The organism is Chryseobacterium sp. JUb7 (genome assembly GCF_024806495.1).
GTDB lineage: Bacteria > Bacteroidota > Bacteroidia > Flavobacteriales > Weeksellaceae > Chryseobacterium.
In genome coordinates, this window is record NZ_JANUFF010000002.1 from 524138 (window position 1) to 550613 (window position 26476).

Below are 26476 nucleotides of genomic sequence, written 5' to 3' on the forward strand. Positions count from 1 at the left end.
TACAATCATGAAAAATATTATTTTATCTGCCAGTTTATTTGCAAGTCATTTATTTTTAGCACAGTATAATTATCCTAAGACTCCGGAAAAGCCCGTTACAGATGATTATTTCGGAACTAAAATTACAGATAACTACAGATGGCTGGAAGACATTAAAAATCCTGAAGTGGAAAAATGGTTTAAGGCTCAGTCAGATTTCAGCCATAGCGTTATTGATAAAATTCCACATCGTGAGGATCTTTATAAACGCATGAAAGAAGTGCAGGAAATGAACGGTGATTCTTTCAGTACAGTATTTCAGAGGGAAAATAAATATTTTTACACTAAGACCAGAAAAAATGAAAGCCTTTCTAAACTCTATTCGAGAGATCTTTCCACTGGAAAAGAAACATTAATATTTGATCCTGAAACTCTTGGTAATAAAACTCAAATTACCAGTTTCGCAATTGACTCCAAAGCCAAAAAAATTGCCCTTTTATTATCAAAATCCGGAGGGGAAATTTGTCATTTAAGAATTTTAGATCTTGGTACAAAAAAACTACTGAATGATGAGATCGGTCCGATATGGAGCGAATTTGCATTCGAATTTACCCCGGATGACAAGGCAATTACGTATACCAAAATGAGTACCGCAGATCCAAACAGCAATATGCTTCTAAAAGATATGAAAGCGATGCTGCATGTACTTGGTACTGATACAAAAACAGATAAAATATTAGCATCAAGAGAGGATTATCCCGGACTGAATGCTTTAACGGAACAATTTCCTATGATCAATTTCACGGACGATTACCAACATATTGTTCTTCGGTTAGGCTCTGTAAAATCCGAAAGCCCTATTTTTGTCGCTCCTTATTCAGAATTAAAAAATAAAAAAATAAATTGGCGACAGATTGTGAAGCCATCAGATGATATCACTGATGTATTTATTTCCGGAGATCAACTTTTCCTGCTGACTCACAAAGATTCTCCAAACTATAAAATTACACTAACAAGCTTATCAAAGCCTGATTTTAATAACGCAAAAGTCGTTGTCCCGGAAAATAAAGACAAAGTAATTATCAGTATTCACAATTCCAAAAACTATCTTTATTATTCATTAGGAGATGGTATTGTAAGAGATAAGTATCAGGTAAATATCAATACACTGGCTGGAAAAAAAGTTGATCTTCCGACTGGAGTTAATAGTTCACTATCGCTCAATCAGCGTGAAAATGATAATATTTTCTGTAATAATGTCAACTGGCTGACTCCTTTAACGACCTATGAGTATAATCCGGAAAAAGGCAGTCCTGTAAAAAGTAAATTTCTTAATTCTGAGACCAATTTTCCTGACTATAATAAATTGTATGCTGTAAAGGAAGTTGAAATTAAAAGCCACGATGGGGTTATGGTTCCCCTTTCTATTATCTACCCTAAAAACATAAAAATGGATGGTAATAATCCTGCGTATATTACAGGGTATGGCGGATATGGATTTTCTTATGAGCCTCGTTTTTCAACAAGACTTTCGGTACTGCTGGAACAGGGAGTTGTACTTGCCATTGCCCATGTAAGAGGAGGTGGTGAAAAAGGTGAAAAATGGCACGAGGCAGGCATGAAAGCTACGAAGCCAAACACCTGGAAAGACTTTATTGCCTGTTCAGAATATTTAGTAAACCAAAAGTATACGTCTCCGTCAAAATTAATCGGAAACGGAGTAAGTGCAGGAGGAATCCTTATTGGCAGGGCGATTACTGAAAGACCGGATCTTTTTGCTGTGGCAATTGCGGAAGTTGGATTAACCAATGCTATAAGAACAGAAGTAACCGCAAATGGCCCCAACCAAATCCCCGAAATAGGCACCTTAAAAAGTGAAGAAGATACAAAGTATTTACTTGAAATGGACGCCCAGAGTAAAGTGAAAAAGGGCGCGAAATATCCTGCAGTAATTATACGAGTAGGAATGAACGATTCCAGAGTAGTTCCCTGGATGCCTGGTAAATTTGCAGGAATTCTGCAAAATAATTCAGCTTCAGGAAAGCCAGTTTTACTGTATGCAAACTATGATAATGGTCACTTTACCAGCGATTTTGATGTAGTCTTTAAAGAATATGCAGATATTTATTCATTTGCTTTGTGGCAGGTAGGACATCCGAAGTTTCAACCTTCAAAGAACTAAAATAGATGAAAGGTTTGTTAATAAAACACAAAAATTTAGATATCTTATTTGTGGAAATTATAAAATCATTTACTATACCTGCACAAAAACAAATAAAATTATCATTTCAAATACTTTTGATGCAAGATAAAATCCTTTAAAATAAAACAAAATAATTTTTTGACTAAAAACAAAAAACTCCCGAAGACAATCTTCGGGAGTTTTTATATAATGTAAATAAAACTTCTAAGGATAAGGAGCGATTTCCACTTCAAGCCCTTCCATTTCCATCACCATATGCAACTGACAACCCAGTCTGCTGTTTTCTTTCACATGGAAAGCTTCAGCAAGCATAGCGTCTTCTTCATCTCCCATCGGCTCAAGCCCGGGATCATTGGTTACATATACCTGGCACGAAGCGCACATCGCCATTCCTCCACAAACTCCGATGGTTCCTTCTTCTGCCAATTCATATGAACGGATGATTTCCATTAAATTCATGGACATATCCGTTGGGGCAACAACCTCGTGAGTTACACCTTCTCTATCGGTGATTTTTATATTTATATCGCTCATTTTAATTGATAGTTGATCTTTTGTAGTTGATGGTAAAAGCAAGTTTTAACTTTCAACTCATAACCGTCAACTGGCAACAAATTTAGTCAATTTTTTTAACAACAGCTTTCTCTGCTTCTTTTCTACTTCCGTCGAAACCATCTACACCACTCACGGTTGTATATTTCAGCACGAATTTTTTACCCGGATTCAATCTGTTATAAACACTCTGGCACATTAAAGTCGCCTCATGGAAACCACAAAGAATAAGCTTTAGTTTTCCCGGATACGTATTGATATCTCCGATGGCGTAGATTCCGTCAATATTTGTCTGATAATCCAAAGCGTTATTTACAACGATTGCATTTTTTTCAATATTTAATCCCCAGTTTCCAATTTCACCCAATTTCGGAGTCAGACCGAATAACGGAATAAAATAATCAGTTTCAATATCGTAAGCATCCTGACCATCAACCTGTACTGTGATAGCCTCCACTTTTCCATCCCCTTTAATAGCAGTAACTTCAGCTGGAGTAATTAATTTAATTTTTCCTTGATTTTTCAGCTCCTGAACCTTTTCTACAGAATCCAAAGCTCCTCTGAACTCATTTCTTCTGTGAATCAATGTTACTTCACTTGCAACATTTGATAAAAATACACTCCAGTCAAGCGCAGAATCCCCACCTCCGGCGATTACCACTTTTTTGTTTCTGAAATGTTCAGGTTCTTTTACGAAATATTCAAGACCTTTTTCTTCATAATCAGCAACATTGTCCATCGTAGGTTTTCTAGGCTCGAAAGTTCCCAAACCACCTGCAATAGCGATCGCTTTAGCTCTGTGAACCGTTCCTTTGTTGGTAACAACTTCAAACCATTCATCATCTACTTTTGTATAAGAAACAGCTGTTTCTCCCAATGTAAATCCAGGCTGAAACTGCTTGATCTGCTCCATTAAGTTATCTACCAATTCTCCTGCATTTACAGAAGGATAACCCGGAATATCGAAAATAGGTTTTTTAGGATACAATTCTGCCAGCTGCCCTCCAGGTTGAGGAAGTGCATCGATAATGTGGCATTTCATTTTAAGCAAACCTGCTTCAAATACAGCAAAAAGTCCCGTTGGTCCTGCTCCTATAATCAATATGTCTGTAGTTATCATAATTTTAAAGATAATTTAATTATATATGTAGCCGCAAATTTACTAATTTTAATGCGAAGCATATTTAATTCAGTCTAAATAAAAAACTGAGATTTATCAAATACCATGAAAATTTAAATTTGGCAACCTTTTTGTAAACCACTTAACATGAAGAAAATATTTGTTATTTTAACTTTATTTCTATTCTGTTTGGGTACAGCCCAGATAGATAACATAGCTAACGGCGAATCCATAACCCTCAGGATTCATTATGGTTTTTTAAACGCCGGCACCGCTAATCTAACCACAAAAACCACAACCTATCAGGGCGTTCCACACCTTTATGTAAAAGGTACAGGGGCAACCACAGGTGCTGTAAAAGCATTCTTTAAGGTAGAAGATTTATACGAAAGTTTTATCAATATACAAACTGGGCTTCCTAGCTTTTATGTAAGAAATGTCAAAGAAGGCAGCTATCGTCAACACTTTGAAACGGTTTTTAATCATGATAATAATACGTTAATCTTAACGGATAAAAAAACGCCTGCCAACGGTTCTAAGGTCATAAAATCTGTAAAAGGAGTTCAGGATATGCTTTCCTGCTTTTATTATTTAAGAAGCAAAAGCCCCTCGGAGTTAAAAGTAGGGACCATTATCAATATGAATGTATGGATTGACGATGAGATGTTTCCTTTTCAGCTGAAAGTAGTGGGAACAGAAAATTTAAAAACAAAATTCGGAACAATTAATTGTTTAAAAATTATTCCGTCTGTAAAGAGCGGAAGAGTCTTTAAAGAAAAGGAAGGGGTAACAATGTGGGTATCCAATGATGCCAACCATATTCCGATGCTTTTGAAGGCCGAATTGGCTGTAGGTTCTCTGAAAGCAAGTATTGATGATTATAAAAATGTGAAATATCCTTTAAAATTCACAAATTAAAAATATAGTTAGTTTTAAATAAAGATGTCTGCAGTTTTTTTGCAGGCATTTTTTATTTAAAATTCTTTGTATCTATTATTTTATTGCTTTGCTGAAAATCTTAATTTTCTTGTGCCTTAAAGGTGCTCGGATAAAATACGTCGCGCTTTTGCAATCTCCAACAAAATATTTTCTATTTTTTATAAAAGCAAACCGTCTTTCATGTAATATATTTCAAATCTAGATTGTCTTAATAGTAACGATATCCAACATCCTGAAAACTCAATGACTTATATTACAATAAGCGTATCGCTATATATTGAATGTTTTTATTGTAGACGCTTCGAAAATGAAATCGGAGCGTCTTTTATTGACACAGTGTAAATTTTTAATATAGTTACTTCGTTTTTAATTACGTTTTGTTTCTAAGGTCAGTAATTAAAAACAAAAAGCTCCGAAAATTTTCGGAGCTTTGATTTTCTATCATCTGTGTTAGTGTGTGTGTATAGGATTCTGAATCCTTTTTAATCTTTTATGTCTGTCAAAACCAAAGATTTTTTATTTGTTGTTTTTGTTATTACAAATGTACCAACATATGGGTATAAAACCATCATACATGCTGTAGATATATATCTTTCAGATTGTAGATATTTTTCTACAAATCAAGTTAATATCCTTTAATTAAATAAGGCATATTACTTTCTTCGCATTTTTTTATAATCCTATTTTATATTTATAGGTAATAGAATAAATTAAATAACAAATCTGAAATCATATACCCAATAAAAAAACCTCTGAATTGATCAGAGGTTTTGGCTTTTCTATCATCTGTATTTGTGGAGTCTTTGATTCTTTCTCATCATTTGTGTTACAAGGAGAACCAAAGGTTATTTTTTTAATAGTTTGTCTTATTTGACTGTACAAATGTACCAACATCAAAGCATATTATCACATCAAAGTCTGTAGATATATATCGTTCTGCTTGTAGATATTTATCTACAGTTATAGGATTTCTTTTATAATAAAATAAAACCTACAACATACTTTTGTTTTTGAATAAGGACTAGTCACAAAAAGAAAAAACCTCCGATCGTTTCGGAGGTTTCTTTTCTGATCATTTGTGTGTGTTTGTGTTGAGAAGTTTTACTTCCTTTTCATCATATGTGTTTTTTATAGAAATCAAAAGGTTAATTAAAAATATCTTGTTCTTTTTTCTATTACAAATGTACCAACATCTCAACATACTATCATACTAAATAATGTAGATATATATCGTTTTATTATAGATATTTTTCTACAAAACAACTAATTATATTATTTAAAAATAGTTAAAGTATATTTTATCGGAAAAATTTTCAAACTTTTAGCTAACAATTATTTCAGCAATATCTCTGATAATAAAAACAAAAAAACCTCTGGTCAATTTCAGAGGTTTTGGATTTTTCGATCATCTGTGTTTGTGTAGGAACTTTAACTTTTTTAAATCATCTGTGTTGTATCGACTTTGATTCTTTCTCATCATTTGTGTTTGTAAGCAGAACCAAAGTCTTTTGTAAATAACTTGTCTTGTTTGTAATACAAATGTACCAACATATAAGCTTATCATCATCTTAATTCTTGTAGATATAGATCGTACAGTCTGTAGATATTTTTCTACTAATCATATCAATTACACCCATGCAATCAGTTAAAATAATAATTATGTGAAAAATATTCTAATTTCTATCTATAATGAAAATCTAATTAGAATGATGGATCTCATTACTGTATAAGCAAAACAAAAACCTCTGGTCAATTTCAGAGGTTTTGGATTTTTCGATCATCTGTGTTTGTGTAGGAACTTTAACTTTTTTAAATCATCTGTGTTGTATCGACTTTGATTCTTTCTCATCATTTGTGTTTGTAAGCAGAACCAAAGTCTTTTGTAAATAACTTGTCTTGTTTGTAATACAAATGTACCAACATATAAGCTTATCATCATCTTAATTCTTGTAGATATAGATCGTACAGTATGTAGATATTTTTCTACTAATCATATCAATTACACCCATGCAATCAGTTAAAATAATAATTATGTGAAAAATATTCTAATTTCTATCTATAATGAAAATCTAATTAGAATGATGGATCTCATTACTGTATAAGCAAAACAAAAACCTCTGGTCAATTTCAGAGGTTTTGGATTTTTCGATCATCTGTGTTTGTGTAGGAACTTTAACTTTTTTAAATCATCTGTGTTGTATCGACTTTGATTCTTTCTCATCATTTGTGTTTGTAAGCAGAACCAAAGTCTTCTTTAAATAACTTGTCTTGTTTGTATTACAAATATACCAACATAAAGAAATAGAATTACCACAAATGATGTAGATATATATCGGCAGGTCTGTAGATATTTATCTACAATTTTATTATTTATTTTTAATAAGCTCAATAAGCTCTACAATATTTTCTATTCCAAGTTTATCAAATATCCTTCTTTTAATAGTGCTTACTGTATTTTGTTTAACGTCCAGTCTGTTGGCAATTTCAAGGTTTCCATATCCTTCTGCATACATTTCTGCAATTTGCAGTTCTCGCTCAGTTAGAGATGATAATGGATTGATAAGAGTAGGATTTTTCATTGAATTCATCAACAAGGCCTGTGTCGTAGGTGAGATGTATTCTCCTTTTTCCAGCATTTTAAGAATTGCCTGTTTTATTTCTTCCTCTTCACTCATTTTGCTTAGAAAGCCATTGGCACCAGCATTTATAAACTTAAGCGCATATTTATCTTCTTCAATTCCCGTAAAAACCAGAATTTTAGTCTCCGGACTTATTTTTTTTATTTCCGGTAAAATAGTCATGCTGTTTCCATCAGGAAAATGAGCATCTATTATTGTAATGTCTATAGACTGATTTTTTACAGTTTCCAATGCCTGCTGCAGATTTGAAGCCTGAAAAATTTCACAATCAAGCTCAATATCTTCCAATAGAAAAACAATCCCCTGTCTTATCAGACTATGATCATCTGCAAGCAGAATCTGTATCGTTTTATTATTTATCTGATTCATTTATTACGATTTAAATTTATCGAAAAAATTACGGTCGTTCCTTTGTTCACTTCGCTGGATACTGATATGTTGCCATCATATAGCTCTACAATTTCCTTACATAAACTTAATCCCAGACCAGCTCCCAGGTTTTCTATATCTTCTGATAATATTCCCTGATAGTAAGGTTCAAATATTTTTTCCAAATCGGATTTGGAAATTCCAATTCCGGTATCACTTATTTTTGTTGTAAAAGAAATTATATTGTCATCGATAGTTTCCGTGGTTATGTTTACATTAATCTCTCCATTTTCAGTAAACTTATTGGCATTACCGAGAATATTCATAAAGACCTGATTTATTTTCTTATTGTCCGAATACACAGTAAGATCAGGATGTATATTTTCGGTAATGATAAATCTGTTATTTCTTGTTTCTATATAAGGTTCAATAGAATTCAGGATTGATCGGGTCTCGTCTTTCAGATTAAAGACCACAGGAATCAGTTTATTTTCCACTGCCTGATTTTTGGTATATTCCAGAATCTGGTTTGCCTGTATCAATAACGTATCGTTTGTGAAACTTATGGATTTAAGATATTCCTTAATTTTCTCATCATCTGTTTTCTTATTAATTCGATTGATGAAAAGACCTATAATTTTTAACGGTGATCGCAATTCGTGACTCAGCATTCCCAAAATCCTGTTTTTAAAATTCAGGTTTTCTTTAATTTGTGTGTTGGCAGCATTCAGTTTCTTCTCGTAAATAAATGCTATTCTGGTTAATAGCATGATCAGTATGGATACGACAAACATCAGAATCATCGATCCGAATATTAAATACGTCCTGATCCTGTTATTTTTTGAATTCTGTTTATTATATTCTTTTTCAAGATCGGCTTTAGATTCTTTGATAGCAGATTCATAAATATTCATCAATCCATCACTGTAAATCAATAGATTACTGAACATTTTATAAATTTCACTGTTATTATTCTGTTTTTCGGTAGCGTTTATCTGTATTTTTTTAACCTCGCCTGAATAATGATTATTCACCAATTTAAAAATACTGTCCAATTCTTTACGGATAACAGAAGCATCGGGAGTTTTCCCTTGTTTCAGAGTAATAACAGTACTTTCTTTGCGTACATTTTCCTTTCCTGATATTGCGTCCCCCAAACGCCCAAACAGTCCCTTTTTCTTAACCGTATCAGAATAGGTTTTCGTTTCAACATTGAAATTAAATTTATCTAAGCTATTTCCAAAATCATATTTCTCAAGCTTAGGAACATCATTGCGGATTTTAAAATTCGGTTTAGTTGAAAACTGATACGTAGAATCAATTAATAATTTTAATTTTTTAATTTCTAATGAATCTTTTTTTTGAGAGGCCAAAGTCGTTTTCAGCTTTGGATATTTATTTTTATAATGACTGATACTGTCTAAATTATTGCCCAGTTTGTTTAAAGACTGAAAGTAAGATGCCAGATATTGATCATCCTCACTCATGACATATTTCTGAAGATAGGTCTGGGCATTGATCAGTTCTTTTCTGGAATTATCTGTCAAATTTTCCAACGAGTGCACCTCTTTCAATTGTTGTTCAATAAAAGTTAAGTTTTTCCTATTGATAAATTCATTATAAAAAAAAGCAGCTATGATGATTTGTATCAATAAAATACAGATAATGAGAGAATAATGAACAATTTTTCTTAATTTAAAATTCAACAGTTTTCCAAACATTTTTTTCTCTGATTTATTATAAAATTAATAAAAAATCCTGTAAATTAAATTTTTACAGGATTTGATTTATTTAAGTTTAACTTTTTTTATAAAGTTTTAAACTGTTCTAAGGTTCTGATATCATTTTCAAAGAACATTCTGATGTCGCTCATTTGATAAAGAAGCATTACAATTCTTTCAATTCCCATTCCAAAAGCATATCCGGAATATTTCTCAGCGTCAATATTTACATTTTTCAGAACAGCAGGATCTACCATACCGCAACCCATAATTTCAAGCCAGCCTGTTCCTTTTGTAATTCTGTAATCTGTCTCTGAATTTAATCCCCAATATACGTCAATTTCTGCACTTGGCTCTGTAAAAGGGAAGTAAGAAGGTCTCATTCTGATTTTAGATTTTCCGAAAAGTTCAGTCGTAAAAAACTGAATCGTCTGTTTTAAATCTGCAAAACTTACATTCTCATCAATATACAATCCTTCAATCTGATGAAAAATACAGTGTGAACGTGAAGAAACCGCTTCATTTCTAAACACTCTTCCCGGAGATAAAATCCTGATCGGAGGTTTATTCTCCTCCATATAACGGATCTGTACCGAAGAAGTATGGGTTCTCAACAGAATATCTGGGTTTTGTTCAATAAAGAAAGTATCCTGCATATCTCTTGCCGGATGATATTCAGGAAGATTCAAGGCGGTAAAGTTGTGCCAGTCGTCTTCAATTTCTGGTCCGTCTGCTACTGCGAATCCGATAGATTTGAAAATTTCAATGATTCTGTTTTTCACTAAATTAATAGGATGTCTGGAACCCAAATCCAACGGAAAAGCCGGTTTCGTAAGATCTTCTTTTTCTAAGATAATAGAAGATTCGGAAGAATTTTTCAAATCCTCCAATTTAACGTTAACAGCCTGCTTCAAGGTATTGATTTTCTGACCGAATTCTTTCTTCTGATCGTTAGGAACTTCTTTGAATTTTTCAAAAAAATCATTCAGAATTCCTTTCTTACCATTATACTTGATGCGGAAGTTTTCGATCTCTTCCTTAGATGTAGTACTGAAGCTGTTTACCTCAACCAGTAGTTCTTCTATCTTTTCTATCATTGTTTTACCCTTTCTAAATGTTTTGCAAAAATACGGTTTTTCAATGGAATAATTTTCCTTAATCTGTTAAAAAAAATCTGCCTCTTATTCGGAGGCAGACTTCAATCACTTATTTCACTTAAATAAAAAAATTATTTTTTTTCTAAAGCTTTAACGTTTATCTGAAGAGTTACCTCATCTTTAATGACTCCGTTTTCAGCAGGAGCCTGGAATTTTACACCAAACTCTTCTCTTTTGATATCTTTGGGTTCAGTATTAATGCTTACTTCACCATCTTTCAAAGCTACATTTGCTTTAAACTGTACAGGCTTTGTAATTCCTTTTACCGTTAAATTTCCATCCAGAGTTGTATTATAATCACCTTCCATAGCAGGGGTAACTTTTGTAATTTCATAAGAAGCTGTAGGAAACTTTTCAACTTCAAAGAAATCTCCACTTTTAAGATGACCATTTAGTTTTCCTAATTGTTCAGCATCATTCTTAAGATCCTCAGAAGTTAAAGAATTCATATCAGCAACAAATTTTCCGCTTTCAAGCTTTCCTTCTTTCACTGTAACATCACCACTTTCAAACTTTATCGTTCCAAAATGGCTGGTGCTTTCAGATTTAAAAATTTTATATCCTTTCCACTCTACTCTACTGTTTAAAGTATCCAGTACATATTGAATCCCATCTTTTGTAGTAGCCACTTCATTGCTTTCACTGGTAAGAGGTTTTTCTTTTTTACAGGAAACCACTACAACAGCAGCAAAAAGAGCCGGAATAGCTATCGAAAACAGTCTTTTTTTCATATTTATATTAATTTTATTACTAGTGCTAATATAATAAAAAATTCCATTGCTTCCTAAAAACGTAACATTTCATTACATTTGTAATATGCTATTAGAAATAAACAATTTATACTTCTCTCACACAAAGGAAAAACCTCTGTTTCAGAACCTGAATCTAAGGTTTGAGGAAGGTAAAATTATTGCATTAGCTGGGGAAAGCGGATGCGGAAAATCGACTTTATTGAATCTAATTTACGGGCTTCTCGATTGGGAAAGCGGGCAGATTATTTTTAAAGAAACACCCCTTTTGGGGCCTAAAGGAAATCTTGTTCCGGGAGAAGCGGACATGAAATTTGTAGCTCAGAATTTTGATTTAATGCCTTATGCTACAGTAGCTGAAAATGTAGGAAAATTCATTTCAAATATTAATCTGACTCAGAAAAAGGAAACCGTTACAGAGCTTCTTGAAGTCGTAGGGTTATCAGAATACGCAAATATTCTGCCTAAATATCTAAGTGGTGGGCAACAGCAGAGAGTAGCCATTGCCAGAGCTCTTTCTGTACTTCCGAAACTTTTGATCCTTGATGAACCTTTCAGTAATCTTGATTTTTCAAGAAAAATTGAATTGCGCGAAAAGCTGTTCAAATATGTCAAACAGAATAATATTTCGCTGCTTATTTCTACTCATGAGCTACAGGATGTCATTCCATGGCTGGATCAGATTGTTATTCTACAAGATGGAAGACTCATCCAGAATGAAAATCCGGAAGAAATATATAGAAATCCCTACAATCCTTACGTGGCAAAACTTTTTGGTGAGGTAAATATTTTCAGTGAGGATGAAATAGCATATTTTAATCTTTCAAAATTCTGCTATTACCCTAAAGAGATAAAAATCTCTGAAACCGGCTTTGAAACAGAAGTTTTAGAAAGCAGGTTTGCAGGCAACCATTATTGGAATAAATTAAAAGTGAAGGAAAAAGAGCTGATAATTTATACGGATCACAAAATCCAGGGAATAGTTAAAATTTCTTTTACGTAAATTAAATTATCCACAATTTGTGATCTTTCAATAATTCAAAAAAGTAAAAAAAATAGTTGGAGAGCATTCACCTACAGAGTCTTTCAATACGGTAAAATTCATATTCATTCCTACTATTAAGAAGTTAATTTTGTCATCTTAACTATAACATAACCTACACATTTACTAACACTTATTGTAAATTTGTGGATAAAAAAAAAATACAAACATAAGATTTGTGTTTAAAACTTTTTCTTACATTTGTATTTCCACAGCATAAGGAAATTTTTGGTTAATTCTCTTTCTGCCTTAAAGACGGACATTAGTCATGTTGAAAAACGAGACAATCAAGTTTTTGAAAGATTACACTGTCCAATTTTTTCCTTTTTTTTATGCTTTTTTCACAAATTCTGATTTCAGAGCCATTGAACCGAAACCATCAATTTTACAATCAATATTATGGTCGCTGTCTGGTCTCAAACGAATATTTTTAACTTTGGTTCCTGCTTTCACCGGTTTTGGAGCACCTTTTACAGGAAGATCTTTAATAACCACCACAGAATCTCCATCTTGCAGCTCATTACCATTCGAATCTAAAATTTTTCCTGAATTTAAGGCTTCTGTAGTAATTTCTTCCGGATTCCATTCATAGAAGCATTGGGAACACACCATCATATCATCACTCGGATAGGTAAATTCGGAACTACATTTCGGACAAAGTACAGTATCACTCATATTTTTAATTTTTTGCAAAGGTAGGATTTTTGAGTTATGAGTTTGAAATTATCAGTTATTAGATTGTAAGTAAATTTAATTTTAACATGATATTTATTATGTATTTTAACGAGTTCCCACTATTTATTTTAAATTAAAACAAGAATTAACTCATAATTCATAACTTACAATTTATAACTAAAAAACGTTTAAAATTTCGTATTTTTGCAGATTCAAAATAGCAGAACCCAATTTTATGGAACTTATTCACAGAAATTTAGCAATCGGAATTCACGATGCTTTACAAGAAACATTTTTCGAGAAAAATAAATATGCCGATAAAGTCATTGAAAGACTTTTAAAAGCACACAGAAAATGGGGAAGCCAAGACAGAGCGGTTGTTTCTGAGATTTTCTATAATATCATCCGTTGGAAAAAACGTCTTGAATACTATATGGGTGAAGGGGTAAAACCTAATAATATTTACAAATTGATCATTGCTTATCTTCTTTGGAGCAAGACAAATTATAAAAAATTTGAAGAATTTGACGGAATAAAAATCGCTGATATCCTTACAAAGCTTAAAAAAAATACAGTTCCTACCAAAGCTATTGAACATTCTATTCCTGAATGGCTTGCTGAAACTTTGGAAAAAGAATTAGGAGACCAATGGGAAAAGGAAATGCTAGCTTTAAACGAGCAGGCTCCGACAGTTTTAAGAGCAAACTCTTTAAGGACGACTCCAAGAGAGCTTATTTCTGATCTTTCTGATGAAAATATTGTAGCTTATCCTATCAAAAACTATCCTGATGCGGTACAGTTAGAAGAAAAAAAGAACGTTTTTCTTACAACTGCATTTAAAGAAGGATTATTTGAAGTTCAGGATGCTTCATCTCAAAAAATCGGATATTTTCTTGATGTAAAAGAAGGTCAGAGAGTTGTTGACGCTTGTGCAGGTGCAGGAGGAAAAACCCTTCACTTGGCTGCTTTGATGGGAAACAAAGGACAGATCATTGCCTTAGATATTTTCGAATGGAAACTGGCAGAGTTGAAGCGTCGTGCAAAAAGAGCCGGAGCCCACAACATCGAAACACGTATGATTTCTGATAATAAAGTAATCAAAAGACTGCATGAAAAAGCAGACAGATTATTGATCGATGCCCCATGTTCAGGTCTTGGAGTTTTGAAAAGAAATCCGGACAGCAAATGGAAAATCGATCAGGATTTTATTGACAGAATTAAAAAAGAGCAGCAACAGATTCTTCAGGATTACTCTAAAATGCTAAAAAAAGGAGGACAGATGGTTTATGCAACATGTTCAATCCTTCCTTCAGAAAATAGCGGACAGGTTGAGGAATTCATTAAAAACAATCCGAATTTCAGAATGCTTAAGGATGAGAAAGTAATGCCTAGTCAGGGCTACGATGGATTCTATATGGCTTTAATTGAAAGAGTTTCTTAAATAATATAATAGCATTTATATCAAAATATCAAGACTACTCTATTTCAGGGTAGTCTTTTTGTTGACCGTTGATTCAGTAATTTAATTCTAATCATCTGGAATTAATATTGGCAAATGATATTTTCAATTCGTAAGAGTAACCTTCAAATAAAGTTTTACACTTATCCTCTAAAAACTATTTTAAAATTCACAAAGTTGATAGTCTGTTAACTAAAATTTATCTTTGTGAAAAACCATTTTCTATTATGCGTCAAAGAATTTTAGTAAGTTTCTTTAGCTTTTTATTCTGCCTGAATTTTGCGCAGACCTATGAAGTTCAATACATCAGTTCATACAACGGAAAAGTACTGACCGAACAAACTCCTACGCTGGTTTGGGCTAATGACAAAGAAAATTTCATTCTCAACAATAAAATCAGAGAACAAAAAGCAGAATATCCTTTCGAAATAACAAAAGTTGAGAAACCGTCAAATGCGGTCATTTCTTTTGCTTTCTTAAAACCAAACGAGATAATCTCAGCTTCAGATACGGAATCTGTCGGAAAACAAACTTTCGAGCTCACGAATGAAACAAAAAAAATCTTAGGCTATAACTGTAAAAAAGCAGTTACTAAAATCAACTCAAATACTATTGAAGTATGGTATACCAATGACTTAAAAATCAAAGGCGGACCATCCAGCCTTGGACAAAACCTGGGCTTTGTACTGGAAATTGAAAGGAATAAAAATTCAGTGATTACAGCCAATTCCATTAAAAAAGTAAAAAAAACAGATATTGAAAATCTAATAAAAGGATCGATCAACCCTACCGATCAGTTAGGATATAAAGATCTTCTGTGGAAAAGCAGATTCACAACATTACCCGTTTTTGACAACGAAACCATTAATTTTTCAGACCAGTCAAAATCTGACCAGAACATAAAAAGATTCGCCAACGGAACAATTATTCTTAAAAAAATTAAGTTTCCTAAAATCTCAGAAGGCGAACTTATTTTCGCAGAACTGAAGCAACAGTCAAATGGTGACGCTTATGACAGAACAGGAACTGTTTTTGTTGTTCCGCAGGATAAATCCCAATCTTTCTTCGACGGACTGGAAAAAGGTGCTAAAACACTTCCTACCTATGACAATGGAAACGGAAAACAGTATTACGGAATAACTGCTACAGAAAAATACAGTCCTTCCATTGAAATGATGCGTTTTTTTACCGCATTCGGGATTAATAAATTTAATCATATTCAATTAAAAGATAAAAACTGGCAAAGCATAAGTCCTTACCGTCAGGATATCACAGAACTTAAACCTTCTCTTTCTGAAAAAGAACTTTGGGTAGGTGTATTTATCGGAAATTATGATAAAGGCGGGCACAAAGTGAGTTTAGAAATTACCATTCACAAAAGCGATCAGACCGTCAGTAAAAACAATACAGTTATTCCTTTATTCAATAGCTTAAACATTATGGAAATGGACGGACAGGATTATTCTACCATGTTTAATCAGGACAAAGGTTTGTTTGTAGAGTTTACATTAAAAAAAGATTTAAAAAATGCGCAGCTGAGATACATCACCACAGGTCATGGCGGTTGGGAAAACGGAGACGAATTCGTTCCTAAAGCCAATTCTATTTTTCTGGACGGAAAAATGACGTACTCTTTTGTACCGTGGAGATCAGACTGCGGCTCTTACCGTCTTTACAATCCTGCATCAGGAAATTTTCCGGACGGACTTTCATCATCGGACCTGAGCAGATCAAACTGGTGTCCGGGAACAGTTACCAATCCGAACTTTATTCAATTGGGAGATTTAAAAGCGGGAAAACACACCATCCAGGTGATAATTCCACAAGGTCCTACAGAAGGAACGAGCTTTAGTTCCTGGAATGTTTCAGGAGTATTACTAGGGTCTGAATAAAAACAAAACCTTCTCGCAAACTGAATTGCAAGAAGGTAAAAACACAAATGATGAAAAAAAATTATTTCGAGCCACAAAGTAAAGCCAAAAATTCCAATTATTAATTAACATAGATTAATAAATATTTCATTTTTATTTCGTATACAGATAATGATTTCGATTGCACAGCGAAAAAAATCAACCAAAATCATGTTTTTCATTGAAAATAATTAAAATTTTACTTTAAAATAAATTATTACATTAAAAATTTAAACTTAATTAAAATTTTTATTGTTAATTTTAAACTACAGTTATACTTTTGTTTCAAATAAATGATAAAAAATGTGCGGAATTGTATGCTTGTTTGATGCCAAACAAAAAACAGAAATATTAAGACCTCAGGTCTTGGAAATGTCAAAAAAAATTCGTCATAGAGGACCGGATTGGAGCGGCGTATTTCAAAATGAAAAAGTAATTTTCTCTCACGAAAGACTGGCAATTGTAGATCCTACTTCAGGAAAACAGCCGTTATTTTCTAAAGACGGCACTCTTGTTTTAGCCGTAAACGGAGAAATATATAACCATAGAGAATTAAAAGAAGAGTTTCCTGATTATGAATTTCAGACTCAATCTGACTGTGAAGTTATTTTAGCACTTTATGAGAAATACGGAAAAGATTTTATAGAAAAACTTAACGGAATTTTCGCTTTTTCACTCTACGATATCAAAAATGACACCTATTTAATTGCCCGCGACCATATGGGAATCTGCCCTCTTTATCACGGGTGGGATAAAAACGGAAATTATTATGTTGCTTCTGAACTGAAAGCATTAGAAGGAATCTGCAAAACGATTGAAACATTTTTACCAGGACACCTTGTGCACAGTAAAGACGGAAACCAGCTTCAACAATGGTATAAAAGAGACTGGGAAAGTTTTGATCATGTAAAAGATAACGAGACTGATATTTCAAAAATTAGAAAAGGCCTTGAAGATGCCGTTCACAGACAATTAATGAGTGATGTTCCTTATGGTGTTCTTCTTTCTGGAGGATTGGATTCGTCGGTCATTTCTGCGATCACGGCGAAGTTTGCAAGACAAAGAATTGAAAGCGGGGATACTCAGGAAGCCTGGTATCCAAGGTTACACAGTTTTGCCGTTGGACTGGTTGGTTCTCCGGATCTTGCCGCTGCTCAAAAAGCAGCAGAACATATCGGATCTGTCCACCACGAAGTTAACTTTACGGTTCAGGAAGGTCTTGATGCTATCCGGGATGTAATTTATCATTTAGAAACCTATGACGTAACGACAATCAGAGCATCTACCCCGATGTACCTTTTAGCAAGAGTTATCAAATCAATGGGGATCAAAATGGTACTTTCCGGAGAAGGATCCGATGAGCTGTTTGGTGGATATCTGTATTTCCATAAGGCACCGAATGCAAAAGAATTTCACGATGAAACCGTAAGAAAATTAGGAAAACTCCATCTTTACGATTGTCTGAGGGCTAATAAGGCTTTAATGAGCTGGGGAATTGAGGGCCGTGTCCCTTTCCTCGATAAAGAATTCATGGATATCGCGATGGCAGTAAATCCTCAGGATAAAATGATCAGTATTTCTGAAGGAAAAATTGAAAAATGGGTCTTAAGAAAAGCTTTTGAAGATATGCTTCCGGATTCTATTGTCTGGAGACAAAAAGAACAGTTTTCAGATGGTGTCGGGTATTCCTGGATTGATACCTTAAAAGAAGTTGCTGAAAAAGAAGTCACTGATGAGATGATGGCTAATGCTAAATTCAGATTTCCGCTCAATACTCCACAGAATAAAGAAGAATATCGTTACCGAACCATTTTTGAAGAACATTTTCCAAGTGAAACCGCTGCTGCAACAGTTCCTTCTGTACCCTCAGTAGCCTGCTCCACTCCTATCGCGCTGGAATGGGACGAAGCCTTCAAAAAAATGAATGATCCAAGCGGAAGAGCGGTAAAAGTACATGAAACGTCTTATGAATAAAGGATTTAGAGACCGGGGTTTATGGCTTATTTTAAATGAGTTATAATTAATTTTAATTCACAATCTGAACCAAATCCTACGCCCTAAAACCTATTACCTGAAAAATAATTTTATTAATCCTGTAGCGATACAGGATTTTCTTTTGAATTAACGATAATAATATTGTCAGATTTTAACCGTTAATCAAAAATAATATCTAATAAATAATTATATTTGGAAAACGAAAATATCAATTATAAGAAAATGAGAAGAAACCTTACTATTTTATTTGCCTTATTATCTATATCTTTTGCTTTTGGACAAGGAAAATATGGCAAATATCTTAATTCAAGAAAGCTTGCTTTATCCTATAAAAGTGTGAAGGATGCTGATAAAGATGACTACTATCAACAATATTATTGGTTAGTAAAAGCTGAGCAGCTAAAAACTTACCCCCACCTTAAAGATGTAAAACCTGTGGTTTTATACGAATTCGTAAAGAAGGTAAACCCTCAGAATACTACTAAAAAATTAGATGACAGAGGAAAAGAACTTAGAAAAACTGCAGAATTATCATTGGATCAGTATTTTAAAAATAAAAATTTCGAGAATAATTCTGTATTGATGTATAATCTTGAAACCTATGTAGATCCTTCTAAAGGTCAGTATTATACTAAAGTAGATGCTGAAAAAATTAAGGAGCTCGTTCCGAAAGAATTGTTTGCTTTCAATTCCAATAACAGAAATACAGGTGAAGATAAAACATTCTATCTTTGGATTGACAAGAAAAAAGACGGTTTCAATATTGTAGATATTATTCCAAACGAAAAGGACAATAAGGATTTCTATGCAAGAGTAAAACAATATCTTCCAACATATAAATTCTCCAAATATGTTCCTTCAGTGAAAAAAGGTAATAAAACAGACAAAACAGACGTAAACTTTTACTACATCATGCCTTTTGAACAAAACACTGATAATATAGAATACAAAACAGAGGACTTCAAAACTTTTTATTTAAGCCAGTACAGAAAAGCCGGTGACGAATGGAAAGGAGTAGAAAAATCCAGAAAATAAAACTAAAAGTCTTGTGAAATTTCGCAAGACTTTTTTAATTTTATATGGATTTCTTTATCTAAAAGAATGGACTGTTTTTTGAACAGTAGTCTTTGAACAAAAAAAATCTGGAACTTTTTGGTTTCAGTGAATAAAAAATGTCAGAAGTAATCTCACAACCCAATTCAATTAAAAAAATTCTCCCGTTGATTCTTGCAACCGCTATTTTTATGCAAATGCTGGATTCAACAATCCTTAACACCTCTTTACCATCTATCGCAAGAGATCTTCAGGAATCTCCGCTCAATATGCAGAATGCAATCATCAGCTATGTATTGACATTGGCAGTATTTATGCCGGCAAGCGGATTTCTGGCAGACAGGTTCGGAACCCAAAAGATCTTTATTTTTTCTTTAATTCTTTTCAGTTTGGGATCGTTGTTTTGTGCAATGTCCCAAAACCTTACCCACCTTGTAATTTCCAGAGTTATTCAGGGTGTTGGAGGAAGTTTAATGACCCCTGTCGGAAAATTAGCTTTGATCAAAACCTTCGATAAAAATGAATTATTAAAAGCTATGAATTTCGCCATTATCCCTGCGCTGATTGGACCCGTTTTAGGGCCTTTAGTGGGTGGATATATGGTAGATTATCTTTCCTGGCACTGGATTTTTTTAATTAATATTCCCATCGGAATTCTTGGAATTGTTTTAGGATTAAAATTTATGCCCAATTATAAATCTGAAAATGTAGATTTTGATTTAAAAGGCTTTCTTATTTTTGCAGCTGCCTCTCTCCTGCTTTCTGTTTCTCTGGAACTATTCGGGGATCTTCAGAATACCACTCCGGTTTTAGTGGTTTTCATTCTGGGTTTCCTTTTTATGTATTATTATTACAGACATGCAAAAAGAGATAACAGCCCGATTTTTCCGCTCAACTTGTTTCAGGTAAGAACTTTCAGAGTAGGAATTGTAGGAAACCTGGCTACCAGACTGGGAATCAGTGCTATTCCACTGTTACTTCCTTTAATGATTCAGATTGCTTATAAACAATCGGCTGTCACTTCAGGATGGATTATCGCTCCGATGGCTATCACTGCGATGTTCGGAAAATCTTACGTCATTAAAATCTTAAATAAATTCGGGTACCGACAGACTTTAATGACCAATACTTTCATTATCGGAACTTTGATCTGTCTTCTTGCTATTCCTGATGTTCACACGTCTTTATATTGGTTTATCCCGATTATTGCCATCTTAGGATTTTTCAACTCAATTCAGTTCACCTCTATGAATACCATCTCCATTGCCGATCTGAGAAATTTTCAAACCAGCAGCGGAAATTCCCTATTGGCCGTAAATCAGCAGCTTGCCATTGGTTTCGGAATCGCTTTCGGACTGATTGTTTTAAAAATATTTGAAAACTCAGATTTTATAAAAGGGGAAGTTCATAATGCTTTCAGATATACATTCCTTACGGTCGGAATCTTAACTATTTTTTCAGGTTTTGTATTCAGAAGACTTCACATTTCTGACGGAAAAAACATGAAATCGAAAGAAGATTAATAAAAATAGTGTAGATCATTTGCAGCAGTTGTTTATTAAACCATTTATCAAACCATTCACATAAAATCCTCGTCCCTTAATTATCACAGATCAATGGATCTGATTTTCCTGTGTCGTAATTTTGCTCTATTAATACCACACTATTATGGCAACTAAAAAAGTAGAAAAAATAATACCTCCAAAGCCTGCTCATTTTGTGGGTGACGGTTTTAGAGTTCATAATTTTATTCCGGGCATTCATGGATTGGATATGAAAAGAATGGATCCTTTCATCATGCTTGATTATAATTCAAAATTTCATTTTAACGGAACAGATCAGCCCCGAGGGGTCGGCGTACACCCTCACAGAGGTTTTGAAACCGTAACCATCGCTTATCAGGGTCGCGTTCAGCATCATGACAGTGCCGGCGGTGGCGGAATTATCGGAGAAGGAGATGTACAGTGGATGACTGCCGCAAAAGGTGTTCTTCACAAAGAATACCATGAAACGGAGTGGGCAAAAACAGGCGGAATCTTCCAGATGGTTCAGCTTTGGGTCAATCTTCCTTCTGTTTATAAAATGAGCTGTCCGAAATATCAGGCTATTAAAAAAGCTGATATGAAAAAAATTGATCTTGACGAAAATGGTTTCATCGAATTGATTTCCGGCCAGTATCAGGATCAAAAAGGTCCCGCTTTCACTTTCAGTCCGGTTCATATGATGAATGCAAAACTGAAGAAAGGCGGAAAAGCAAATTTTAATTTCCCTGCAAACTTTAATACGGGAGCGCTGATTGTAGAAGGAAATATCATCATCAACGGAGAGGAAAAAGCGCCCACCAATAATTTTGTTTTATTCAAAAATGAAGGAGAGCAGTTCACTATTGAAGCAACAGAAGATTCAGTCGTTTTAATCATCAGCGGGATGCCTTTGGAAGAACCTATTTATCCACATGGACCCTTTGTAATGAATTCCAGAGAAGAAATTATGCAGGCTTTTGAAGATTATAATCTGGGAAGATTCGGATATCTGGCAGATTAATATAGATTTTAATTATTTCTTTTTTCTTAATTTTATTTAGCTGGATTTTGCAAAGACACAAAGTTTATTGATAAGCATCATGCTTTAATTTATCTTTGATAAAATTGTTAGCTTAACTTTTGTCATACCGAGCTAACTCAAAGAATTTGTGTCTTTGTGAACATCCAACATAATTAAAAAAAATTATGAAACAGGAATTTGAAAATATACCTCTAATAAATACAGGCAGCCGATTTGAAATTGAGTTCAACGGGCATTTAGCCTTCATCGATTATCGCGAAATGGGAAGCCAGATCGCTTTAAATCATACCGAAGCAGATTTACTTATCTCAGGAACAGTGGTCGAAAAGACATTACACTACATCGAAGACCATCAAAAGAAAGCACTCCCCTTTTGTCCGTACGTCGCCTCATTCATTAAAAAAAATCCCGAATGGAAACGCGTTGTCGATGAAAGGTTTCATGGATACGATCAACTTTAAATTTCATTAAAGTACCATAAATAGTAGAAAATTTACCTACATTAGCTTAAACAAAAATTGAAAAACCACTTTATACACCATGTCAAACATAGGACTTATCATTGAAGAAAAATCGGCAGATATAGGAAACTTTTTAGTGGGAAGACTATTGCCTTTCCGTGAAAAAAGAGCAGTCGGACCATTTGTTTTTATCGATCATATGGGACCTTCTGATTTAAAAGATTATCAGAATCTTGACGTTCCTCCACATCCGCATATCGGACTTTCAACATTAACTTATCTTCTGGAAGGATCGATATTTCACAGAGACAGTATTGGCAGTGCCCTAGAAATCCAGCCGGGAGCTGTAAACTGGATGACAGCCGGAAAAGGTGTTGTACATTCAGAAAGGACTCCCGAATATCTGAGACATTCCGATAAAAGACTTCACGGCTTTCAGATCTGGGTAGGACTACCGAAGCATCTGGAACAGTCTGAACCCACTTTTCATCATATCGAATCCAACGAGATTCCGGTTTGGGAAGAAGACGGAATTCAATATAAATTAATCGCAGGAGAGGCATTCGGAAAAAAATCTCCGGTTCCGGTCCACAGCAAATTATTTTTTATTGAAATTAAAACAAAAGAAGCTAAAAAAATAAGCATCGGAAAGGATCTTTATGGCGAAGCTGCCATGTATGTTTTGGATGGCACAGTTTCCACAGACGGAAATTCTTATGGTTCAAAACAATTAATGATTGCCAAAGATACCAAACTCTGCGAATTTGATATGAGCGAAAACGGAACCGTTTATCTTTTTGGCGGTGAGCCTTTCGATGAAGAACGTTTTATATTCTGGAATTTTGTAAATTCAGACAAAGAACTGATCGACCAGGCAAAAGTAAACTGGAATGATCAGAATCATGAGGCTTTTCCTCTTGTTCCAGGAGATGAAGAAGAATATGTTCCGCTTCCGAAAGCAATTTTAAACAGAAAACCATAGAGTATTATAAAAATATAAACGATGAAAATATTAGCATTTGCAGGAAGTACATCTTCCACATCTATTAACAGGGAACTGGTAAAATTTGTTTTAAAAGATTTTCAGGATGAAGAAATTAATTTAATTGATTTAAATGATTTCGATATGCCCGTTTTTTCTGTAGACCGCGAAAAGAAAGGTTTTCCGGATGAAGCTCATCATTTTCTCAAAGTAATTGAAGAATGCGACATCATTATATGTTCTCTGGCTGAGCACAACAGGTCTTACAGTGCAGCATTCAAAAATGTTTTCGACTGGGCCTCGAGGATTAATGTTAAGGTTTTTCAAAACAAACCCATGCTTTTATTATCAACCTCTCCGGGAGGCTATGGTGGCGGAAATGTAATGAATACCGCAAAAACATTTTTCCCTCAATTCGGAGCCGATATTAAAGATACTTTTTCGATTTCTAAATTTTATGAAAATTTCGATTTGGAAAGTGGTATTATTAACCCGGAAATGCTGAAAGAACTGAAAGATAAAATTGCGAATTTTAAAAATCAAATCAAAAACTGAACATTAATTATATCAAACTAAAAAAATGGCAGTAACCGTAAAAGCAAGTTTAGGAAGAGAAAAATATTATACAGAAGTTATCGCAGGTGAAAACAAACTGATAACCGATGAGCCTATTGATAAAGGCGGTCAAAACAAAGGGTTCAACCCGTTTGAAATCCTGGCAACTTCTTTGGCCAGCTGTACAGCAGCAACATTGAGAATGTATATCGACAGAAAAGAATGGAATGTGGAAAAAATAGATGTAGAAGTGGAACTTGAAAATTTTCCGTTAACAAAACTTGCTGTTTTCAAAAGAAACATTAGCTTTGAAGGAACGAATCTTGATGAAGAACAAATGAAAAGACTTCATACTATCGCGGATGCATGCCCGGTACATAAAATGTTAACAAACGAAATAGAAATTCAAACCAAATTTTCATAATATGACAGAAGTAAAACAAAACAACGACGAGAAACACGGAAGTTTTGAAGCTTTCATAGACGGAACCCGCGCAGGATTAATGACTTATACCTGGGCCGGAGAGGAGAGATTTATTATAGACCATACGGAAGTAGGTGACGAATATAATGGTAAGGGCGTAGGCAAAGATATGCTTTTAGCTGCGGTAGATTTCGCAAGAAAAAATGGAAAAACAATCATTCCGCTTTGTCCTTTTGCAAAAGCTACCTTTCAGAAACATGAAGAACTTCAGGATGTTTTAGTTAATCAGACTCAGGCTTAGTTTTAAACTAAGATTAAGGTTGAAATTCAGAATATTTTTTTCAATCTTACTCTTAGACTCAACCTTAATATATACAAACCTTTCGGAATACAGATCCGGAAGGTTTTTTCTTTTCTGAACAGAACATAAAAAAACTATATTTGTAAAATTTTAATCGAGTAAATATGTCTCCAATTGTATTATTATCCATCATTATCATCTATTTCGCATTGCTGCTTTGGGTAGCTTACAGAACCGGAAAAGGAAGTGATAATGAAAGTTTCTTCATCGGAAACCGTAAAAGTAATTGGATGCTCGTAGCCTTCGGAATGATCGGAACATCTCTTTCAGGAGTTACTTTTGTGAGTGTTCCGGGTGCTGTGGGAAATGATAAATTTGCCTATTTGCAGATTACTTTAGGCTATCTTATTGGATATATTGTCATAGCCTATGTTCTCCTTCCTTTATATTATCGATTAAAACTGACATCAATTTACGGTTATCTTCAACAAAGAATGGGACAGCTTTCTTACAAATCAGGAGCCTGGATTTTCATTGTTTCAAGATTGGTGGGAGCTACAGCAAGACTCTACCTTGTTGTCAATATATTACAGGTTTCCATTTTAGACAGCTTGGGAGTTCCGTTTATTGTGACTACACTGATCATCCTCTCAATGATCATTCTTTACACTTATGAGGGCGGAGTGAAAACTATCGTATGGACTGATACACTGCAGACTTCATGCATGCTTTTAGGATTGATTATCTGTACCGTTTACATGCTGAATCATTTAGGATTGAATGTTGGAGAAAGTTTAACTGCCATGAATGAAAAAGGATACACCAGAATCTTTGATTTTGATCCTAATCAAAAAAGTTTCTTTATCAAACAAGTATTGGCAGGGGCATTCATTACCATTACCATGACCGGAATCGATCAGGAAATGATGCAGAAGAGTTTATCTGTTACCAAACTGAAAGATTCACAGAAAAATATGGTTACCCTGGGCTTCATTCTGCTTGGAGTAATTTCATTGTTTCTTTATATGGGCGGGCTTCTGCACCTTTATGGAGCTGAAGAACATGTAGCGAGCGCAGGAGATCAGTTATTTCCTGATATTGCATTAAATCATATGCCGCCATTTATTTCGATTATTTTTATCATTGCTTTGATTTCGGCTTTATTCCCAAGTGCAGACGGTGCGATGACCGCTCTAACCTCCTCTTTATGCATCGATGTTTTCGGAATGAAAGAAAAAAAAGACTGGGATGATAAGAAAAAAGAAAGGTTCAGAAAAAATATACATTTGATTGTAGCATTTTCTTTCCTGATTATGGTTGTTATTTTCAAACTGATTAACGATAATTCCATGATTGGATTGATCCTGAAACTGGCAGGATTTACGTACGGACCTTTATTAGGACTTTTTGCTTTCGGAATTTTCACGAAATATAAAGTTCAGGATAAATTAGTACCTTTTGTCTGTATCGCCTCTCCTATTGCTTCTTATTTTATTGACAAATATCAGGAAGTCCTTTTCGGAGAATTCAAAATAGGATTGGAATTATTAATAATTAATGGACTACTTACCTTCATCGGATTGTGGATGATAAGAGATAAATCACGTTAGTATCTATAAATTTATT

Annotated in this window: 22 protein-coding genes; 15 read left to right on the top strand and 7 right to left on the bottom strand. The window is 34.0% G+C overall.

Annotated features, from left to right (window positions below; genetic code table 11):
• The first annotated feature begins 7 nt into the window (after window positions 1-7).
• Window positions 8-2161: a prolyl oligopeptidase family serine peptidase gene (locus tag M2373_RS05985; protein WP_259108610.1), complete on the top strand. Its 2154-nt coding sequence runs from the start codon at window positions 8-10 to the stop codon at window positions 2159-2161.
• Window positions 2162-2386: 225 nt separating this feature from the next.
• On the opposite strand, the gene M2373_RS05990 is transcribed toward M2373_RS05985, so the two are convergent.
• Window positions 2387-2716: a 2Fe-2S iron-sulfur cluster-binding protein gene (locus M2373_RS05990; RefSeq protein WP_259108611.1), complete on the bottom strand. Its 330-nt coding sequence runs from the start codon at window positions 2714-2716 to the stop codon at window positions 2387-2389.
• Window positions 2717-2798: 82 nt separating this feature from the next.
• The gene (locus tag M2373_RS05995) at window positions 2799-3854 is read right to left on the bottom strand and encodes an NAD(P)/FAD-dependent oxidoreductase (RefSeq protein ID WP_259108612.1); all 1056 of its coding nucleotides are present in this window, start codon (window positions 3852-3854) and stop codon (window positions 2799-2801) included.
• 147 nt (window positions 3855-4001) lie between these two features.
• Between M2373_RS05995 and M2373_RS06000 the strand changes: the two genes are divergently transcribed.
• Window positions 4002-4772 (top strand): DUF3108 domain-containing protein, encoded by a 771-nt coding sequence (locus tag M2373_RS06000; protein WP_259108613.1) that lies wholly within the window; start codon window positions 4002-4004, stop codon window positions 4770-4772.
• A 2387-nt stretch (window positions 4773-7159) separates the two neighbouring features.
• Here M2373_RS06000 and M2373_RS06005 read toward each other — a convergent pair.
• The 4 genes from M2373_RS06005 to M2373_RS06020 form a co-directional block, all read right to left on the bottom strand.
• Window positions 7160-7801: a response regulator transcription factor gene (locus tag M2373_RS06005; protein WP_259108614.1), complete on the bottom strand. Its 642-nt coding sequence runs from the start codon at window positions 7799-7801 to the stop codon at window positions 7160-7162.
• Window positions 7798-9348 carry a HAMP domain-containing sensor histidine kinase gene (locus M2373_RS06010; RefSeq protein WP_259108615.1) on the bottom strand — a complete coding sequence of 517 codons (1551 nt, stop codon included), beginning with the start codon at window positions 9346-9348 and terminating at the stop codon, window positions 7798-7800. The genes M2373_RS06005 and M2373_RS06010 overlap by 4 nt, the downstream gene beginning before the upstream one ends.
• Before the next feature lie 260 nt (window positions 9349-9608).
• Window positions 9609-10619 carry a phenylalanine--tRNA ligase subunit alpha gene (gene pheS, locus M2373_RS06015; RefSeq protein WP_259108616.1) on the bottom strand — a complete coding sequence of 337 codons (1011 nt, stop codon included), beginning with the start codon at window positions 10617-10619 and terminating at the stop codon, window positions 9609-9611.
• Window positions 10620-10750: 131 nt separating this feature from the next.
• Window positions 10751-11410 (bottom strand): YceI family protein, encoded by a 660-nt coding sequence (locus M2373_RS06020; protein WP_259108617.1) that lies wholly within the window; start codon window positions 11408-11410, stop codon window positions 10751-10753.
• Window positions 11411-11495: 85 nt separating this feature from the next.
• Here M2373_RS06020 and M2373_RS06025 point away from each other — a divergent pair, with 85 nt between their 5' ends.
• Complete coding sequence (locus M2373_RS06025; protein ID WP_259108618.1) at window positions 11496-12431, top strand: sulfate/molybdate ABC transporter ATP-binding protein; 936 nt, start codon at window positions 11496-11498, stop codon at window positions 12429-12431.
• 369 nt (window positions 12432-12800) lie between these two features.
• Here M2373_RS06025 and M2373_RS06030 read toward each other — a convergent pair whose 3' ends face one another.
• Window positions 12801-13145: a zinc ribbon domain-containing protein YjdM gene (locus M2373_RS06030; RefSeq protein WP_259108620.1), complete on the bottom strand. Its 345-nt coding sequence runs from the start codon at window positions 13143-13145 to the stop codon at window positions 12801-12803.
• A 235-nt stretch (window positions 13146-13380) separates the two neighbouring features.
• On the opposite strand from M2373_RS06030, the gene M2373_RS06035 reads away from it, so the two are divergent.
• From M2373_RS06035 to M2373_RS06090, 12 genes are all read left to right on the top strand, one after another.
• Window positions 13381-14586 (top strand): RsmB/NOP family class I SAM-dependent RNA methyltransferase, encoded by a 1206-nt coding sequence (locus M2373_RS06035; RefSeq protein ID WP_259108623.1) that lies wholly within the window; start codon window positions 13381-13383, stop codon window positions 14584-14586.
• Window positions 14587-14831: 245 nt separating this feature from the next.
• Window positions 14832-16496 carry a GLPGLI family protein gene (locus M2373_RS06040; RefSeq protein WP_259108625.1) on the top strand — a complete coding sequence of 555 codons (1665 nt, stop codon included), beginning with the start codon at window positions 14832-14834 and terminating at the stop codon, window positions 16494-16496.
• A gap of 321 nt (window positions 16497-16817) precedes the next feature.
• Window positions 16818-18488: an asparagine synthase B gene (gene asnB, locus M2373_RS06045; RefSeq protein ID WP_259108627.1), complete on the top strand. Its 1671-nt coding sequence runs from the start codon at window positions 16818-16820 to the stop codon at window positions 18486-18488.
• 213 nt (window positions 18489-18701) lie between these two features.
• Window positions 18702-19544, top strand: coding sequence for a hypothetical protein (locus M2373_RS06050; RefSeq protein ID WP_259108629.1), 843 nt, complete (start codon window positions 18702-18704; stop codon window positions 19542-19544).
• Between the two features lie 137 nt (window positions 19545-19681).
• Window positions 19682-21085 carry an MFS transporter gene (locus tag M2373_RS06055; protein WP_259108632.1) on the top strand — a complete coding sequence of 468 codons (1404 nt, stop codon included), beginning with the start codon at window positions 19682-19684 and terminating at the stop codon, window positions 21083-21085.
• Between the two features lie 145 nt (window positions 21086-21230).
• Complete coding sequence (locus M2373_RS06060) at window positions 21231-22106, top strand: pirin family protein (RefSeq protein ID WP_259108633.1); 876 nt, start codon at window positions 21231-21233, stop codon at window positions 22104-22106.
• Window positions 22107-22291: 185 nt separating this feature from the next.
• The gene (locus M2373_RS06065) at window positions 22292-22588 is read left to right on the top strand and encodes a GNAT family N-acetyltransferase (protein ID WP_259108634.1); all 297 of its coding nucleotides are present in this window, start codon (window positions 22292-22294) and stop codon (window positions 22586-22588) included.
• A gap of 79 nt (window positions 22589-22667) precedes the next feature.
• Window positions 22668-23570, top strand: coding sequence for a pirin family protein (locus M2373_RS06070; protein ID WP_259108635.1), 903 nt, complete (start codon window positions 22668-22670; stop codon window positions 23568-23570).
• Between the two features lie 21 nt (window positions 23571-23591).
• A complete protein-coding gene (locus M2373_RS06075; RefSeq protein ID WP_259108636.1) occupies window positions 23592-24125 on the top strand; it encodes an NADPH-dependent FMN reductase in 534 nt (177 codons plus the stop codon).
• A 25-nt stretch (window positions 24126-24150) separates the two neighbouring features.
• On the top strand, window positions 24151-24549 hold the full coding sequence (locus M2373_RS06080) for an OsmC family protein (RefSeq protein WP_259108637.1): 399 nt from the start codon (window positions 24151-24153) through the stop codon (window positions 24547-24549).
• A gap of 1 nt (window position 24550) precedes the next feature.
• On the top strand, window positions 24551-24850 hold the full coding sequence (locus M2373_RS06085) for a GNAT family N-acetyltransferase (RefSeq protein ID WP_259108638.1): 300 nt from the start codon (window positions 24551-24553) through the stop codon (window positions 24848-24850).
• Between the two features lie 164 nt (window positions 24851-25014).
• The gene (locus M2373_RS06090; protein ID WP_259108639.1) at window positions 25015-26460 is read left to right on the top strand and encodes a sodium:solute symporter; all 1446 of its coding nucleotides are present in this window, start codon (window positions 25015-25017) and stop codon (window positions 26458-26460) included.
• Window positions 26461-26476: the final 16 nt, after the last annotated feature.

What these genes read in the sequence shown, in the direction of transcription:
- M2373_RS06020 (WP_259108617.1), bottom strand. Translation starts at nt 11,410, where the DNA reads ATGAAAAAAAGACTGTTTTCGATAGCTATTCCGGCTCTTTTTGCTGCT.
- M2373_RS06080 (WP_259108637.1), top strand. Translation starts at nt 24,151, where the DNA reads ATGGCAGTAACCGTAAAAGCAAGTTTAGGAAGAGAAAAATATTATACA.
- M2373_RS06085 (WP_259108638.1), top strand. Translation starts at nt 24,551, where the DNA reads ATGACAGAAGTAAAACAAAACAACGACGAGAAACACGGAAGTTTTGAA.
- M2373_RS06090 (WP_259108639.1), top strand. Translation starts at nt 25,015, where the DNA reads ATGTCTCCAATTGTATTATTATCCATCATTATCATCTATTTCGCATTG.
- M2373_RS06070 (WP_259108635.1), top strand. Translation starts at nt 22,668, where the DNA reads ATGTCAAACATAGGACTTATCATTGAAGAAAAATCGGCAGATATAGGA.
- M2373_RS06055 (WP_259108632.1), top strand. Translation starts at nt 19,682, where the DNA reads ATGTCAGAAGTAATCTCACAACCCAATTCAATTAAAAAAATTCTCCCG.
- M2373_RS06075 (WP_259108636.1), top strand. Translation starts at nt 23,592, where the DNA reads ATGAAAATATTAGCATTTGCAGGAAGTACATCTTCCACATCTATTAAC.
- M2373_RS06065 (WP_259108634.1), top strand. Translation starts at nt 22,292, where the DNA reads ATGAAACAGGAATTTGAAAATATACCTCTAATAAATACAGGCAGCCGA.
- M2373_RS06040 (WP_259108625.1), top strand. Translation starts at nt 14,832, where the DNA reads ATGCGTCAAAGAATTTTAGTAAGTTTCTTTAGCTTTTTATTCTGCCTG.
- M2373_RS05995 (WP_259108612.1), bottom strand. Translation starts at nt 3,854, where the DNA reads ATGATAACTACAGACATATTGATTATAGGAGCAGGACCAACGGGACTT.
- M2373_RS05985 (WP_259108610.1), top strand. Translation starts at nt 8, where the DNA reads ATGAAAAATATTATTTTATCTGCCAGTTTATTTGCAAGTCATTTATTT.
- M2373_RS06005 (WP_259108614.1), bottom strand. Translation starts at nt 7,801, where the DNA reads ATGAATCAGATAAATAATAAAACGATACAGATTCTGCTTGCAGATGAT.
- M2373_RS06035 (WP_259108623.1), top strand. Translation starts at nt 13,381, where the DNA reads ATGGAACTTATTCACAGAAATTTAGCAATCGGAATTCACGATGCTTTA.
- M2373_RS06030 (WP_259108620.1), bottom strand. Translation starts at nt 13,145, where the DNA reads ATGAGTGATACTGTACTTTGTCCGAAATGTAGTTCCGAATTTACCTAT.
- M2373_RS06000 (WP_259108613.1), top strand. Translation starts at nt 4,002, where the DNA reads ATGAAGAAAATATTTGTTATTTTAACTTTATTTCTATTCTGTTTGGGT.
- M2373_RS06060 (WP_259108633.1), top strand. Translation starts at nt 21,231, where the DNA reads ATGGCAACTAAAAAAGTAGAAAAAATAATACCTCCAAAGCCTGCTCAT.
- asnB (WP_259108627.1), top strand. Translation starts at nt 16,818, where the DNA reads ATGTGCGGAATTGTATGCTTGTTTGATGCCAAACAAAAAACAGAAATA.
- pheS (WP_259108616.1), bottom strand. Translation starts at nt 10,619, where the DNA reads ATGATAGAAAAGATAGAAGAACTACTGGTTGAGGTAAACAGCTTCAGT.
- M2373_RS05990 (WP_259108611.1), bottom strand. Translation starts at nt 2,716, where the DNA reads ATGAGCGATATAAATATAAAAATCACCGATAGAGAAGGTGTAACTCAC.
- M2373_RS06025 (WP_259108618.1), top strand. Translation starts at nt 11,496, where the DNA reads ATGCTATTAGAAATAAACAATTTATACTTCTCTCACACAAAGGAAAAA.